Here is a 16,399-nt window from a genome sequence, read left to right as displayed (position 1 = left end):
GGTTCTGGAATATATGAATCCAAAGTTTCAACCAATTTTTCAATAGACGGTACGCCGATATCGCTGGTATCACCTTCCAATGCTTTTAACGCTGAACCAACAACAATTGGAATATCATCGCCAGGGAACTCGTAACTGCTTAACAGATCACGAACTTCCATCTCAACCAGCTCTAGCAGCTCAGCATCGTCAACCATGTCCGCTTTGTTCATGTATACAACAATATAAGGAACACCAACCTGACGAGATAACAGTATGTGTTCTCTGGTTTGTGGCATAGGGCCATCTGCTGCGGATACAACCAGGATTGCTCCATCCATCTGGGCAGCTCCGGTGATCATGTTCTTAACGTAGTCAGCATGTCCTGGGCAGTCAACGTGCGCGTAGTGACGGTTAGCTGATTCATATTCTACGTGTGCTGTAGAAATGGTAATTCCACGCTCTCTTTCTTCAGGCGCAGCATCAATCTGATCGTACGCTTTTGCAGTACCGCCATACTTCTTCGCCATGATTGTTGTAATCGCAGCTGTCAACGTTGTTTTACCATGGTCTACGTGACCAATCGTCCCCACGTTTACGTGCGGCTTCTTACGCTCAAATTTTTCCTTCGCCATTTCAATAACCTCATTAACTTTTTATTGTTTCTTGATAATTGCTTCAGCAATGTTATTTGGTGCTTCAGCATACTTAGAAAATTCCATCGTATACGTTGCTCTTCCTTGAGTAGCAGAACGTAAATCGGTTGAATAACCAAACATCTCTGCAAGTGGAACTTCTGCCCTAACAATTTTACCCGCTGGAGAGTCTTCCATACCTTGTACCAATCCACGACGTCTGTTCAGGTCACCCATAACATCGCCCATATAGTCTTCAGGAGTAACAACTTCTACAGCCATAATTGGCTCAAGCAAAACTGGCTTGGCTCTTAAAGCACCTTGCTTGAAGCACTGAGATCCAGCTATTTTGAACGCCATTTCACTAGAATCTACCTCATGGAATGAACCATCAAATAGAGTTACTTTTACATCTACTACTGGATATCCAGCAATAACACCATTTTGTAATTGTTCTTGAACCCCTTTATCAACAGCTGGAATATATTCTTTAGGAATGACACCACCAACAATAGCGTTAACAAATTCATAACCTTGTCCAGGTTCTTGTGGTTCAATTTTCAACCAGACATGACCGTATTGTCCTCGTCCGCCAGATTGTCTTACAAATTTACCTTCTTGCTCCACAGATTGTCGCAATGTCTCACGATAGGCAACTTGTGGTTTACCAACATTCGCTTCAACATTGAACTCTCTTTTCATTCGGTCAACAATAATTTCAAGATGGAGCTCGCCCATTCCTTCAATAATTGTCTGACCAGACTCTTCATCAGTGTGTACTCTGAACGATGGATCTTCTTGAGCTAACTTGCCAAGCGCGATGCCCATCTTCTCCTGATCTGCTTTTGTTCTTGGCTCCACAGCAACTGCTATAACAGGATCTGGAAAGTCCATACGTTCAAGGATTACAACATGATCCTGATCGCATAATGTGTCACCTGTCATGACTGTTTTAAGTCCAACTGCTGCAGCTATATCTCCTGCTCTGACTTCTTTAATCTCTTCTCGAGAATTAGCATGCATTTGCAGAAGCCGGCCAATACGTTCTTTTTTTCCTTTTACGGAGTTGTATACAGTGTCACCACACTTTAATACTCCAGAATATGCTCTGAAATAAGTAAGAGTTCCTACAAACGGATCAGTGGCAATTTTAAATGCCAGTGCTGAAAATGGGGCATCATAACTTGTTTCACGATGCGTTTCATTACCGTTTTCGTCTGTACCTTGTATGTCAGGTATATCGGTTGGTGAAGGTAAATATTCGACTACACCATCAAGGACAGCTTGTACTCCCTTGTTTTTAAATGCAGAACCACAAAAAACAGGAACAATTTTATTGGTCACAGTAAGATGGCGTAAAGCAGCTTTAATTTCTGCCTCAGTGAACTCTTCACCTTCCAGATACTTGTTCATCAGTTCTTCAGATGCTTCGGCAGCAGTTTCTATGATTAATGCGCGATATTCTTCACAATCAGATTTAAGCTCAGCAGGAATATCCATGTACTTGAATGTCATTCCTTTGTTATCTTCATCCCAATGAATAGCCTTCATTTTAATGATGTCTACAACACCCTTGAAGTGCTCTTCAGCCCCAATAGGTAATTGTACCACAACTGGATTTGAGCCTAGTCTTTGTTTTATTTGAGCTACTACCCGGAGAAAGTTCGCACCAATTCGGTCCATTTTATTAACAAAAACGATTCTGGGTACACCGTATTTGTTAGCCTGTCGCCATACGGTCTCAGATTGCGGTTCGACACCAGAAACGGAATCAAATACGACTATTGCGCCATCTAAAACACGCAATGAGCGCTCAACCTCAATCATGAAATCTACGTGACCAGGGGTATCGATAATATTGATGCGATGAGCCTCAAATTGCTTGTCCATACCCGACCAGTAGCATGTAGTTGCTGCGGAGGTAATAGTAATGCCGCGCTCTTGCTCCTGAACCATCCAGTCCATAGTGGCAGCACCGTCGTGTACTTCACCAATCTTATGAGACATACCCGTATAATAGAGTACACGCTCAGTAGTAGTGGTTTTTCCAGCATCAACATGTGCAGCTATGCCTATGTTTCGATACAGTCTCAATGGAGTTGACACGGCCTACCTCTCTCTTAGTTCCATCTAAAATGAGCAAACGCCTGGTTAGCTTTTGCCATTTTATGTGTGTCTTCACGTTTTTTCACTGCAGAGCCTTTACTTTCGTAAGCATCCATCAATTCACCAGCAAGGCGAAGCATCATGCCTTTTTCACCGCGTGAACGTGCAGCTTGGACAATCCAACGCATGCCCAGAGCGATACTACGATCGTGTCTTACTTCTACAGGCACCTGATAGGTAGCTCCACCAACACGTCGTGATCTTACTTCAACGCTGGGGCGTACATTGTCTAAAGCATCTTCAAAATATCGAAGTACTGAACCAGCATTACCGGTTGAACCAGTTTCTCCGCTTTCTTCGTCAGATTTTTTAGTTTTCTTTACGCGTTCATCAAGTACAGTCAATGCACCGTATATTATTTTCTCAGCAGTTGATTTTTTTCCGCTGACCATTAATACGTTAATAAATTTCGCTAACAGTTCGCTATGATGTTTTGGATCTGGCAAAATTTCACGTTTGGGTACTTCTCGTCTTCTTGGCATCTCAATTTCCTACAATCAGTTATTTTTTATCTTTTGGTTTTTTTGTACCATACTTAGAACGACCTTGTTTCCGATCGTTAACTCCTGATGTATCTAAACTACCTCTAACAGTGTGATAACGCACACCAGGCAAGTCTTTAACACGACCGCCTCTGATTAGAACAACAGAGTGTTCCTGTAAGTTATGGCCTTCACCACCAATATATGATGATACTTCAAATCCATTGGTTAAACGTACACGAGCAACCTTACGCATAGCTGAGTTCGGTTTTTTAGGTGTAGTAGTATAAACGCGTGTACATACTCCGCGTCTTTGTGGACATGACTCTAGTGCAGGTACGTTACTTTTCTTCTTTACGTCCACACGAGGCTTTCTTACTAACTGATTAATAGTAGCCATTTGTACTTAACTCCGATCTTTCTCTTGTGAATATTTCGAATGCATAAGGAGGCCGGATTCTATATAGGTCCGGCAGATTTGTCAAGTTTAAATCTGCCGATTTTGAATCCAGACTAATGATCATGATTATCCGCGTTCAATGCTTCACTCAACGCGTGCTCAACATCACTTGCAGTAACAGTATGTGTTGCATGTTCACCACCTGCTGCAGCCCTTGCTCTTTTTGCCTTTCGGCTTTGATGATAAGTATAACCTGTTCCAGCTGGAATCAGGCGACCGACCATCACGTTTTCTTTTAAGCCACGTAAATCATCAATTTTACCACTTACAGCAGCTTCAGTTAGAACTCTTGTTGTTTCCTGGAACGATGCAGCAGAGATAAAGGACTCTGTTGCCAAAGAAGCTTTGGTTATACCTAACAAAATAGGTGTACCACGGGCAACTTGCTTACCTTCAGCAATAAGTCTGTCATTTTCTTGCAGCATGACACTTTCTTCTATTTGCTCTCCTACCAGGAATTTAGAATCTCCAGCAAAAGTAATCACTCGTTTGCGTAACATTTGTCTTACAATGGTTTCAATATGTTTGTCATTGATTTTTACACCTTGTAAACGGTATACATCCTGTACTTCATTCACAATGTAATTTGCTAATGCACCAACACCAAGTAAACGCAAAATGTCATGGGGATTTAAGGCACCTTCAGCAATTAATTCACCGCGCTCAACATGTTCCCCTTCGAATACTGAAATATGACGCCATTTGGGTATCAACTCTTCATGACATTGATCTTCAGAGACGTTAATGATCAGCCTTCTTTTACCTTTAGTTTCCTTACCAAAATTAACCAGACCTGAAACCTCAGCCATTACTGCTGAGTCTTTCGGTTTACGTGCTTCAAACAAGTCAGCAACACGCGGCAGACCCCCTGTGATATCTCGAGTCTTGGACCGCTCTTGAGGAATACGCGCAATCACATCCCCGATACCAACATGACCACCATCTTCAAAGTTAACAATCGCATCAACAGGCAAATAATACTGCGCAGGGACGTTTGTTCCTGCAAGGAATATATCTTCACCCTCACTTGTTACCAGCTTCACCATAGGCCTTAAATCACGTCCTGCGGCACTCCTTTGTTTAGCATCGATAATTACGATATTACTTAAACCGGTCAGTTCGTCAGTTTGTCTGTTCATGGTTATACCATCAATCAAGTCAACAAACTTAAGGTTTCCAGCTACTTCAGAAATAACAGGGTGAGTATGAGGATCCCAGGTAGCAATTACTTGCCCAGCCTCAACAGGAGAATTATCCTGCACAGAAATAACAGCACCATAAGGTAATTTGTATCGCTCTCTTTCACGGCCGAATTCATCCACAATCGTTACTTCACCAGATCGAGAAACCGCAACAAGATTCTTGTTCTCGTGAGTTACAGTTTTGATATTGTGTAAACGAATTAAACCTTTTGTTTTGATCTGTATGTTGTTTGCTGCAGTCGCTCTGGATGCTGCTCCTCCAATATGGAACGTACGCATGGTTAACTGTGTACCAGGCTCTCCGATTGACTGAGCGGCTATAATACCTACTGCTTCACCGGTATTAACCAAATGGCCTCGTGCCAAATCACGGCCATAACATTTTGCACACAAGCCAAAACGAGTTTGACAGGTGATAGGTGATCTTACCATAATTTGATCAACGCCTTGTTTTTCGAGGCGTTCAACCCAATCTTCATCAAGAAGTGTGCCTGCTTTTACAACCGGCTCACTTTGATTAGGTATGTATACATCCGCAGCAACAACACGACCTAATACTCGCTCATGCAGCGGCTCAACGATGTCTCCACCCTCAATCAGTGGTTGCATCAGAATACCGGTATCTACGCCACAATCATCTTCAGTAATGACCACATCCTGGGCAACATCGACCAAACGACGAGTCAGATAACCTGAGTTCGCAGTTTTCAAGGCAGTATCCGCCAATCCCTTTCTTGCTCCGTGAGTAGAAATAAAGTATTGGAATACGTTCAATCCTTCTCTAAAGTTTGCTGTAATTGGGGTTTCAATAATAGAACCGTCTGGCGCAGCCATCAATCCCCTCATACCCGCTAACTGTCTAATCTGAGCCGCAGAACCCCGCGCTCCAGAATCAGCCATCATGAAAATTGGGTTAAATGATTCTTGTCTTACTGTGTCACCTTTGGCATCAACGACTTCTTCAGTAGCGATTTTACTCATCATTGACTTAGCTACCAGTTCATTGGTACGTGACCATATATCAATTACTTTGTTATATCGCTCACCATTTGTTACCAGACCAGAACGGAACTGAGATTCAATCTCTCGTACTTCATTATCGGCATGCTCAATGATGTTAGCTTTGTCTTCTGGTATTTCCATGTCTTCAATACCAATAGAAATACCTGATCGAGTGGCGTATTTGAATCCGGTATACATCAACTGATCTGCAAAAATAACAGTTTCTTTCAAGCCAAAATTTCTATAGCAGCTGTCAATAACTTTAGAAATAACTTTTTTGGTCATGGTACGGTTAATCTGTGCGAATGGCATTCCTTTGGGAAGAATTTCCGCAAGAATGGCACGTCCTACAGTCGTTTCTACAAGATTAAAGCCAGTTGAACCCTCTTCCTCTTTTGGCATACGAATTTTAATTTTGGCATGAATATCCAGATGTCCTGATTCATAAAAATTCTGAGCTTCCTGGGCACTGACGTAAATTTTTCCTTCACCCAACGCGTTTACTTTTTCACGAGTTAAATAATACAGTCCAAGTACAACGTCCTGACTAGGAACAATAATTGGTTCACCACTCGCTGGGGATAAGATGTTATTGGTAGACATCATCAAGGATCGAGCTTCTAATTGTGCCTCAAGTGTTAAGGGCACATGTACCGCCATCTGGTCTCCATCGAAGTCAGCGTTATAGGCTGTACAAACCAATGGATGTAGCTGTATCGCTTTACCTTCAATTAGAACCGGTTCAAAAGCTTGAATACCAAGCCTATGAAGTGTAGGCGCTCTGTTCAATAAGATAGGATGCTCTCTAATTACATCATCAAGAATATCCCATACCACTGATTCTTCACGCTCAACCATTTTCTTGGCAGCTTTAATTGTGGTTGCTAAACCTCTAAATTCAAGTTTTGAGAAAATAAAAGGCTTAAATAATTCTAAGGCCATTTTTTTAGGCAAACCACACTGATGTAATTTGAGTGTAGGTCCCACTACAATAACTGAACGACCTGAGTAATCTACTCGCTTACCCAGAAGATTCTGTCTAAATCGACCTTGCTTACCTTTAATCATATCGGCCAAGGATTTCAGTGGTCTCTTGTTCGTTCCTGTTATCGCACGTCCTCTTCTGCCGTTATCTAATAATGCATCGACAGATTCTTGTAACATTCTCTTTTCATTTCGAACAATAATATCTGGAGCATTAAGATCCAGCAGACGCTTTAATCGGTTATTTCTGTTAATAACACGTCGATATAGGTCGTTTAAGTCAGATGTAGCAAATCGTCCACCATCCAAAGGAACCAAAGGTCTCAGATCAGGTGGCAGCACTGGCAATACATCCATGATCATCCATTCAGGTTTATTTCCTGATTCATAGAATGCCTCAAGTAACTTCAGTCGCTTGGTAATTTTTTTGATCTTGGTTTCGGAGTTAGTTGTAGGTAACTCTTCACGTAAATTTTTAATTTCTTCTTCCAAATCAATTTGGCGTAGCAGATCACGAATAGCTTCCGCTCCCATACGGGCATCAAACTCGTCACCGTATTGTTCCATTGCATCAAGATAAACTTCATCATTAAGCAATTGACCACGCTCTAACTCAGTCATGCCAGGGTCAACAACTACGAAGGCTTCGAAATAGAGAACGCGTTCAATATCTCTCAATGTCATATCAAGCAATAAACCGATTCGAGAAGGCAGGGATTTAAGGAACCATATATGAGCAACCGGACTAGCAAGCTCAATATGCCCCATACGTTCACGTCTGACTTTAGCAAGAGCCAGTTCCACGCCACATTTTTCGCAAATAACACCACGATGCTTCAAACGTTTATATTTACCACATAAACATTCATAATCTTTTACCGGACCGAAAGTTTTAGCACAGAACAAGCCATCTCGTTCTGGTTTAAATGTTCGATAGTTAATCGTTTCAGGTTTTTTTACTTCACCATAGGACCATGAACGAATTAATTCGGGTGAAGCCAATGCAATTTTAATTGCATCGAATTCTTCACTTTGCCCTTGTTGTTTGAGAATGCCAAGTAAATCGCTCATTACAGGTGCTTTTCTCATTGGGTCGTTGCTTAGAGTAGCCAAGTCTATGCCTCCAAAAATTGGTTAGTCAGTATGTATCGCTGAACAGTTAATCGTGATCTAATTCGATATCAATTCCCAGCGCTCTGATTTCTTTCAATAATACATTGAATGATTCAGGCATTCCTGGGTCCATACGATGGTCTCCATCGACTATATTTTTGTAGATCTTTGTCCTACCTCCAACGTCATCTGATTTCACAGTCAACATTTCCTGTAATGTATACGCAGCACCATAGGCTTCTAATGCCCAGACTTCCATTTCCCCAAAACGCTGTCCCCCAAACTGTGCTTTACCACCCAGAGGCTGTTGTGTTACGAGACTATATGATCCGGTAGACCGTGCATGCATCTTGTCATCAACCAAGTGATTTAATTTCAGCATGTACATGTATCCTACAGTAACTGGATTATCAAATTTACTTCCGGTTCTGCCATCTATCAAGGTTGTTTTACCATCTGGAGATAAACCGGCCAATTGAAGCATACTTTTGATTTCTGCTTCAGAAGCGCCATCAAATACTGGCGTTGCCATTGGGACACCAGCTCGCAAATTATCCGCCAGTCTAAAGAGTTCTTCTTCGTTGAGACAATCAAGATTAACGCGTTGAACACCGTCATGATTGTATATTTGGAGCAAGAACGATTTAATTTCAGCAGCGGATTTCTTGCTGTCCAGCAACTCAGCAATTTTGTGGCCTAAACCTTTTGCTGCGAGTCCTAGATGCGTTTCCAATACCTGTCCAATATTCATACGTGATGGTACGCCCAATGGATTAAGAACTATATCTACTGCTGTCCCGTCTTCCATATGCGGCATATCTTCAATTGGAACGACAATCGAGATTACCCCTTTATTTCCATGCCGACCTGCCATCTTATCACCAGGCTGAATTCTTCTTTTAACTGCTAAATAAACTTTAACAATTTTTAAAACGCCAGGAGCTAGATCGTCACCTTGAATGATCTTCTTACGACTGTCATTAAAGCGCTTTTCCATTTCTTTAGATAGCAGTTCTAATTGTTTTGACAATTGTTCTAACTGTTGACTGATTGAATCATTCTCGAGACGTATGTCAAACCATTTTTCTCTAGTTAAATTATCCAGGTATTCTTGTGAAATCTTGGAACCCGGTCTGAGATTACCAGGACCACCAGTTGCCTCTTTATCCAATAATAGATTAGACACACGGTGATATATATCTTCTTCACGAATACGACGTTCGTCAATTAAGTCCTTACGAACCCTGGCCAAGTGTTCTTCTTCAATACTCTTAGCTCTCGCATCTTTATCAAGACCATCACGAGTAAATACTTGAACATCAATAACCGTACCATTCATACCTGAAGGTACACGTAGAGATGAATCCTTAACATCAGATGCTTTTTCGCCGAAAATAGCGCGCAGCAACTTTTCTTCAGGTGTTAGCTGAGTTTCGCCTTTAGGCGTCACTTTTCCTACTAAAATATCACCTGCATTTACTTCAGCACCAATATAGACAACACCTGATTCGTCCAGATTTGACAAAGCCGATTCACCAACATTAGGAATGTCTGCTGTGATTTCTTCTGTACCTAGTTTGGTATCCCGAGCAATACAGGTTAATTCTTCGATATGTATAGTAGTGAATCTGTCTTCCTGAACAATTCGTTCTGAAATAAGGATCGAATCCTCGAAGTTGTATCCATTCCATGGCATAAATGCTACCAACAGATTTTGTCCTAACGCCAGCTCACCCATATCGGTACACGGACCATCTGCAAGAACATCACCACGTTGAATGATGTCACCTGTAGACACAATAGGACGCTGATTAATACATGTATCCTGGTTTGAGCGGAAATATTTCGTCAAATTATAAATATCGACGCCTGTTTCACCTGCTGTAGTTTCATCATCATTGACTCGCACAACGATACGTGAGGCATCAACCAAATCGATGATTCCCCCTCGTTTAGCAACTACTGAAACTCCAGAGTCAGACGCAACAATACGCTCCATTCCAGTACCAACAAGTGGTTTTTCTGAACGAAGTGTAGGTACAGCCTGGCGTTGCATGTTCGAACCCATCAATGCTCGGTTCGCATCGTCATGCTCCAGGAAAGGAATTAATGATGCTGCAACTGATACAATTTGCTTGGGTGACACATCCATGTAATTAATTTTATCTGGTGTAGTCAGAGAAAATTCATTTTGATGTCTGCAAGGGACCAAATCGGCAAGAATATTACCTTGCTCATCAAGAGCAACGCTTGATTGAGCGATATACTGATCAACTTCTTCAATTGCTGATAAGTATTCGATTTCATCGGTAACACGTCCGTTAATTACTTTACGGCACGGAGTTTCAATAAAACCATAGTCATTGGTTCTAGCATACACAGACAAGGAATTAATTAATCCAATATTCGGACCTTCAGGAGTTTCAATAGGACAAACCCGTCCGTAGTGAGTGGTATGTACGTCACGTACTTCAAAACCAGCTCGCTCTCTGGTCAATCCACCTGGGCCTAGTGCAGAAACACGTCGTTTATGAGTAACTCCTGATAGAGGATTTACCTGATCCATAAACTGCGATAATTGGCTGGATCCAAAAAACTCTTTTACTGCTGCAGATACTGGCTTGGCATTGATTAGGTCTTGTGGCATCAGATTTTCAGATTCTACAAGGCTCAAACGTTCTTTGACTGCTCGTTCAACGCGCACCAAACCAACTCTGAATTGATTTTCAGCCATCTCGCCAACACTTCGTACTCTTCGATTTCCTAGATGATCGATATCATCAACCATTCCAATACCATTTCGGATATCAATAAGTGTTTTGATAACAGCCATAATATCTTCTTTAGTCAGTGTTCCTGGACCATCATCATTCTTTCTACCAACTCGTCGATTAAATTTCATGCGACCAACAGCAGAAAGATCATATCTATCATCGACAAAGAACAGATTTTTAAATAATGCTTCAGCAGCTTCTTTAGTGGGTGGCTCTCCAGGACGCATCATCCGGTATATTTCAACTAAAGCTTCAAGCTGTGATGATGTTGGATCAATTTTCAGAGTGTCCGAAATATAAGAACCGTGATCCAGATCGTTAGTATAAATCATGTCAATGTGTAAAATACCGTTGTTTGCCATTGTATCCAGCAATTCTTCGGTCAATTCATCATTGGCTTGTGCAATAAACTCACCTGTAGAGGTATCGATTACATTTTTTGCAAGAGTTTTACCGATTAAATAGTCTCTAGGTACTATCAAATCTTGCATGTTATGTTTTTCCATTTGCTTAATATGACGTGCAGTTATTCTTCTTCCTTGCTCTACTATTAATTCGCCTGTTTCTGGAACTAATATGTCAAACGATGCAATCTCACCTCTCAATCTTTGAGGGATTAAATCAATATGGTATTCACCATTTTTAAGGTGACAACTTGTTATTTCAAAGAATTCACCAAGAATATCTTCTGCCTCATAGCCCAGTGCTCTTAATAAAATGCTGACTGGCAATTTTCGACGTCTATCGATTCGAACATAGACACAATCTTTTGGATCAAATTCAAAATCCAGCCATGATCCACGGTAAGGAATGATTCTTGCTGAATAGAGCAACTTTCCTGATGAATGTGTTTTTCCTTTATCATGTTCAAATATAACACCGGGCGATCGATGTAACTGTGATACGACAACTCGTTCAGTACCATTGACAACAAAGGTACCTACGTCAGTCATCAGGGGTATTTCACCCATAAATACATCTTGTTCTCTAATATCTTTAACTGGTTTTGGATCATCGCTTGCATCTTTATCAAGAACAACAAGTCTTATTTTGACCCTTAATGGCGCTGAATAAGTTAAACCTCTTAATTTACATTCTCTTACATCAAATGCAGGTTCGCCTAATTTATAACCTACATATTCCAGACGTGCATTACCTGAAAAGCTTTCTATTGGAAAAACAGAAGAGAATGCAGCATGTAAACCAGTATTAAGATGCTCACTCAATTTACTATCAGCTTGGAGAAAATCTCTATAGGATTTTAATTGGATTTCAAGCAGATTTGGTATTGCCATTTTATCGGTCTGCTTACCAAAGCTTTTGCGAAATCGTTTCTTCTCAGCATGTGAATATTGAGGTTTAGCTTCTGCAACGGCCATGGTGATTCCTCTGTAAATTATTAATGACTTCAAACACGTAAACCCAGCCATGTAAACATGGCTGGGTTCCTAAATTACATTTATATCTTAATTATTTAACTTCAACTGTAGCACCAGCTTCTTCAAGCTCTTTCTTGATTGCTGCAGCTTCGTCTTTAGATACACCTTCTTTAACAGTTGAAGGAGCACCTTCTACCAGATCTTTAGCTTCTTTCAAACCAAGACCTGTTAATCCGCGGATTACTTTAATTACGCCTACTTTGTTAGCTCCGAAGCTTGACATAACAACAGTAAATTCTGTTTGCTCTTCAGCAGCAGCAGCGGCAGCAGCAGGTGCAGCAACAGCTACAGCAGCGGCAGCAGCAGAAACGTTAAACTTCTCTTCCATTGCTTCGATTAACTCGACAACTTCCATAACTGACATGTTGGAAATTGTTTCTAAAATATCATTTTTTGACACAGCCATTACTAGCTCCTAGTTTAAAAATAAATTAATGATTAAGCGGGGTTATCCTGCTTTTTGATCCTTAACTGCTGCCAGCGTTCTCACCAGTTTGGCGTGTGGTTCAGCAAGAGTACGGACAAATTTCTCAATTGGCGCTTTCATGACATACATCAACTTGGCTATAGCCTCATCTCGTGTAGGCAGACTTGCAACAGCATCAATTTGATTTGCGCTGTATACTTTACCACCAACTGACAGAGCTTTAATCTCAAGTTTGTCAAATGTCTTTGAAAACTCTTTAAGTAGCCTTGCAGCATCACTTGGGGCTTCCAGTGACATTGCAATGAATAACGGACCTACAAGCAGGTCGTTTAAGCATTCAAATTCAGTGTCTTTAAAAGCTCTTCTTGTTAGCGTGTTACGCACAACTCGAAGATAAACACCGGATTTACGTGCTTCACTACGTAAATGCGTCATTTGATTAACAGTTAAACCTCGATAATCAGCAACTACTGCCGAAATAGCCTTAGATGCGACTGCAGTCACTTCTTCAACAACGGCTTTTTTTGCAGCTAAATTTAATGTCACGTTACTGACCTCCTAATATGTACAAATCCAAGGATTTGACAGTTATGGTGGCCGTCTCTTTATAAGGAGCCGGTTCACCGTCTGCGCAGGAAATTAAGCTATTGCACCTGCGGTCTTCGACGGCATGGAACCAAATCTATGCCGTGAATTCTTAAAAATGGGATGTAATGTTACACAGGTATTGATGAAATATCAATAGTTAATCCAGGTCCCATTGTAGTAGATAGTGAAACTTTCTTCAAATACTGTCCTTTAGATGAAGCTGGTTTGGCTTTTTTCAGATCACTTATCAAAGCCACTATATTTTCCAAGACATCTTCAGCAGCAAAATCAGCTTTACCAACGGAACAATGAATAATACCGTTTTTATCAGTACGGTATCGAACCTGACCTGATTTAGCATCATTAACAGCAGCTTCAACGTTTGTAGTTACAGTGCCAACTTTAGGGTTAGGCATTAAACCTCTTGGACCAAGAATTTGACCTAATTGACCAACTATTCGCATAGCGTCTGGAGTAGCGATAACAACATCGAAATCCATTGAGCCCGCTTTAATCTGTTCAGCCAGATCTTCAAATCCTACAATATCAGCACCAGCAGATTTTGCTTTAGCAGCATTATCACCTTGTGCAAACACAGCAACACGTACGGTCTTACCAGTACCTTTAGGTAAATTGGTAGATGATCTTACAACTTGATCTGATTTACGTGGATCTACACCAAGATTCACGCTGATATCCAGACTTTCACGAAACTTAGTAGAAGCAAACTGCTTCAATAAAGCTACCGCTTCTGTAACAGAGTATGAATGATTGGCTTTTACTACTTCAACAATCTTTTTTTGCTTTTTAGATAACTTTGACATGGTAACCCCTTATTCCAAACCTTCAACGTCAATACCCATGCTACGTGCAGTTCCTGCAATGCTTCTAACTGCAGCGTCTAAATCAGCTGCGGTCAGGTCAGGTTGCTTAATTCGAGCAATCTCTTCAAGTTTACTGACGTGTAGCTTAGCTACTTTTTTAGTATTTGGTGTACCACTGCCACTTTGAATACCTGCTGCTTTTTTTAATAACACAGAAGCTGGAGGTGTTTTAGTAACAAATGTGAAACTACGATCACTATATACGGTTATAACCACAGGTGTGGGTAAGCCTTGTTCCATTTGCTGAGTTGCAGCATTGAAGGCTTTACAGAATTCCATAATATTAACACCGCGTTGTCCTAATGCAGGACCAACTGGTGGACTTGGGTTTGCTTTACCGGCAGGAATCTGTAACTTTATATATGCTTCTACTTTTTTTGCCATGTTTACTCCTTATGGGTCATGCGCTAAATTTTATAGATAATGTTCCATCTATGACTTTCTAGCTCCCCGGTTTTTAAAACACTTAACTATTTTTACTGCATCGTTTGTACAGGTGTACGATTCGTGTAGATCTGTCTTATTTGTCTATGTTTTTTCTACTTGACTGAATTCAAGTTCTACAGGAGTAGAACGCCCAAAAATCAATACGGCTACTCTTAGCCTATTTTTCTCATAATTCACTTCTTCGACAACACCATTGAAATCAACAAATGGACCTTCTTTAACACGAATAACTTCACCTGGTTCAAATAGAATCTTGGGTCTTGGTTTTGTCACACCGTCTTCAACACGTTGCATAATAGCACGGGCTTCTTTATCAGATATTGGGGTAGGTGTTTGACTGGTACCGCCAATAAAACCCAAAACTCTTGGAATAGCACGTACCATATGCCAAGTTTGATCATCCATCACCATATGAACCAAAACATAACCCGGAAAAAATTTACGTGTGCTCTTACGCTTCTGTCCTGAGCGCATTTCTACTACTTCTTCAGAGGGTACTACGACTTCACCAATCTTATCTTGTAGATTATGGTGTATTGCCCGCGATGTGATTTCTCGCATAACAAAATTTTCATATCCTGAATAGGCATGCACAACGTACCACTGCTTTACTTTGTGTTCGTCCACCATATTCACCCTAAATGTGTTATTTTAGCTATAGCCCACATCATTAATGAATCAACTCCCCAGAGTATGAATCCAGTTAACGTAACCATAACCATTACAATAATTGTTGTTTGTACAGTTTCTTGACGCGTTGGCCATACTACCTTTAGCAATTCGATTTTTGCTTCCTGAGCGAAAACAAAAACTCGTTTACCAGTAGTGGTCAAATAACCAAGGAACAAGGTCGTCAATAACCAACCTAGCCAAACCATAGACTGAATTGGACCTGAAAAAGTGTAATAATAGGTACAAAAGAAAGCGCCTGCAGTTATTAATACTACAGCCAACCAAGATAGTATATCTTTAAACTTACTTTGATTTTCGTTTGAACTTTTCATATTTACTTGGTAGTTGGCAGGCCAGGAGGGAATCGAACCCCCAACCTGCGGTTTTGGAGACCGCCACTCTGCCAATTGAGCTACTGGCCTAAATTTTATTGGCATGAACAATTGTATTCATGCCAACACACTTTTACACTTTTATTCAATAATTTTCGCAACAACACCAGCACCTACAGTACGGCCACCTTCCCGAATTGCGAAACGTAAACCTTCTGTCATCGCAATAGGTGCATGCAAGTTAATAACGAGTTGAACGTTATCTCCTGGCATAACCATTTCAATTCCAGATGGAAGATCACAAGTACCTGTTACGTCAGTCGTTCTGAAATAGAACTGAGGACGGTATCCATTGAAAAATGGTGTATGACGACCACCTTCTTCTTTAGACAATACGTATACTTCAGCTTCAAACTTGGTGTGCGGCTTGATTGTACCTGGTTTAGCTAATACTTGTCCACGCTCAACTTCATCACGCTTGGTTCCACGCAATAACACACCCACGTTATCACCGGCACGTCCTTCATCAAGAAGTTTACGGAACATTTCAACACCGGTGCAGATTGTTTTCTGAGTATCATGAATACCAACAATCTCAACTTCTTCACCAACTTTAATAATTCCACTCTCAACACGTCCAGTAACAACTGTTCCACGTCCTGAAATTGAGAATACGTCTTCGATTGGTAACAGGAATGATTTATCAATGTTACGAACAGGTTCTGGAATATATGAATCCAAAGTTTCAACCAATTTTTCAATAGACGGTACGCCGATATCGCTGGTATCACCTTCCAATGCTTTTAACGCTGA

The 16,399-nt window shown here is 40.9% G+C and carries 13 protein-coding genes and 1 tRNA gene; all 14 read right to left on the bottom strand.

Going from position 1 to position 16,399, the window contains the following annotated elements:
* Positions 1-614, bottom strand: a 614-nt coding sequence (locus G543_RS0109895; protein ID WP_028384380.1) for a GTP-binding protein, incomplete at its 3' end; no start/stop codon positions are given.
* Positions 615-635: 21 nt separating this feature from the next.
* Entirely contained in the window at positions 636-2,720 is a 2,085-nt protein-coding gene (fusA, locus tag G543_RS0109890) for an elongation factor G (RefSeq protein ID WP_028384379.1), read from the bottom strand.
* 14 nt (positions 2,721-2,734) lie between these two features.
* A complete protein-coding gene (gene rpsG, locus G543_RS0109885; RefSeq protein WP_028384378.1) occupies positions 2,735-3,262 on the bottom strand; it encodes a 30S ribosomal protein S7 in 528 nt (175 codons plus the stop codon).
* Between the two features lie 19 nt (positions 3,263-3,281).
* Positions 3,282-3,662 carry a 30S ribosomal protein S12 gene (gene rpsL / locus G543_RS0109880; RefSeq protein WP_010654837.1) on the bottom strand — a complete coding sequence of 127 codons (381 nt, stop codon included), beginning with the start codon at positions 3,660-3,662 and terminating at the stop codon, positions 3,282-3,284.
* Between the two features lie 113 nt (positions 3,663-3,775).
* Positions 3,776-7,981, bottom strand: coding sequence for a DNA-directed RNA polymerase subunit beta' (gene rpoC, locus G543_RS0109875; protein ID WP_035921972.1), 4,206 nt, complete (start codon positions 7,979-7,981; stop codon positions 3,776-3,778).
* Between the two features lie 88 nt (positions 7,982-8,069).
* Entirely contained in the window at positions 8,070-12,176 is a 4,107-nt protein-coding gene (rpoB, locus tag G543_RS0109870) for a DNA-directed RNA polymerase subunit beta (RefSeq protein WP_028384376.1), read from the bottom strand.
* A 91-nt stretch (positions 12,177-12,267) separates the two neighbouring features.
* Positions 12,268-12,642, bottom strand: a complete 375-nt coding sequence (rplL, locus tag G543_RS0109865) for a 50S ribosomal protein L7/L12 (protein WP_028384375.1) — start codon at positions 12,640-12,642, stop codon at positions 12,268-12,270.
* Between the two features lie 42 nt (positions 12,643-12,684).
* A complete protein-coding gene (rplJ, locus tag G543_RS0109860) occupies positions 12,685-13,209 on the bottom strand; it encodes a 50S ribosomal protein L10 (RefSeq protein ID WP_028384374.1) in 525 nt (174 codons plus the stop codon).
* Positions 13,210-13,379: 170 nt separating this feature from the next.
* Positions 13,380-14,075, bottom strand: coding sequence for a 50S ribosomal protein L1 (gene rplA / locus G543_RS0109855; RefSeq protein WP_028384373.1), 696 nt, complete (start codon positions 14,073-14,075; stop codon positions 13,380-13,382).
* A gap of 9 nt (positions 14,076-14,084) precedes the next feature.
* Positions 14,085-14,519, bottom strand: coding sequence for a 50S ribosomal protein L11 (gene rplK / locus G543_RS0109850; RefSeq protein ID WP_028384372.1), 435 nt, complete (start codon positions 14,517-14,519; stop codon positions 14,085-14,087).
* Between the two features lie 144 nt (positions 14,520-14,663).
* Positions 14,664-15,212: a transcription termination/antitermination protein NusG gene (gene nusG / locus G543_RS0109845; RefSeq protein WP_028384371.1), complete on the bottom strand. Its 549-nt coding sequence runs from the start codon at positions 15,210-15,212 to the stop codon at positions 14,664-14,666.
* Between the two features lie 2 nt (positions 15,213-15,214).
* On the bottom strand, positions 15,215-15,586 hold the full coding sequence (secE, locus tag G543_RS0109840) for a preprotein translocase subunit SecE (protein ID WP_028384370.1): 372 nt from the start codon (positions 15,584-15,586) through the stop codon (positions 15,215-15,217).
* 14 nt (positions 15,587-15,600) lie between these two features.
* Positions 15,601-15,676: transfer RNA gene (locus G543_RS0109835), tRNA-Trp, on the bottom strand.
* 51 nt (positions 15,677-15,727) lie between these two features.
* On the bottom strand, positions 15,728-16,399 hold a 672-nt coding region (locus G543_RS0109830; protein ID WP_028384369.1), incomplete at its 5' end, for an EF-Tu C-terminal domain-related protein.

Origin of the sequence: Legionella moravica DSM 19234, assembly GCF_000423305.1 — a bacterium.
GTDB lineage: Bacteria > Pseudomonadota > Gammaproteobacteria > Legionellales > Legionellaceae > Legionella > Legionella moravica.
This window is presented reverse-complemented; position numbering and strand designations above follow the sequence as displayed.

What these genes read in the sequence shown, in the direction of transcription:
- rplA (WP_028384373.1), bottom strand. Translation starts at nt 14,075, where the DNA reads ATGTCAAAGTTATCTAAAAAGCAAAAAAAGATTGTTGAAGTAGTAAAA.
- rplK (WP_028384372.1), bottom strand. Translation starts at nt 14,519, where the DNA reads ATGGCAAAAAAAGTAGAAGCATATATAAAGTTACAGATTCCTGCCGGT.
- rpoB (WP_028384376.1), bottom strand. Translation starts at nt 12,176, where the DNA reads ATGGCCGTTGCAGAAGCTAAACCTCAATATTCACATGCTGAGAAGAAA.
- rplL (WP_028384375.1), bottom strand. Translation starts at nt 12,642, where the DNA reads ATGGCTGTGTCAAAAAATGATATTTTAGAAACAATTTCCAACATGTCA.
- nusG (WP_028384371.1), bottom strand. Translation starts at nt 15,212, where the DNA reads ATGGTGGACGAACACAAAGTAAAGCAGTGGTACGTTGTGCATGCCTAT.
- secE (WP_028384370.1), bottom strand. Translation starts at nt 15,586, where the DNA reads ATGAAAAGTTCAAACGAAAATCAAAGTAAGTTTAAAGATATACTATCT.
- rpsL (WP_010654837.1), bottom strand. Translation starts at nt 3,662, where the DNA reads ATGGCTACTATTAATCAGTTAGTAAGAAAGCCTCGTGTGGACGTAAAG.
- rpoC (WP_035921972.1), bottom strand. Translation starts at nt 7,981, where the DNA reads ATGAGCGATTTACTTGGCATTCTCAAACAACAAGGGCAAAGTGAAGAA.
- rpsG (WP_028384378.1), bottom strand. Translation starts at nt 3,262, where the DNA reads ATGCCAAGAAGACGAGAAGTACCCAAACGTGAAATTTTGCCAGATCCA.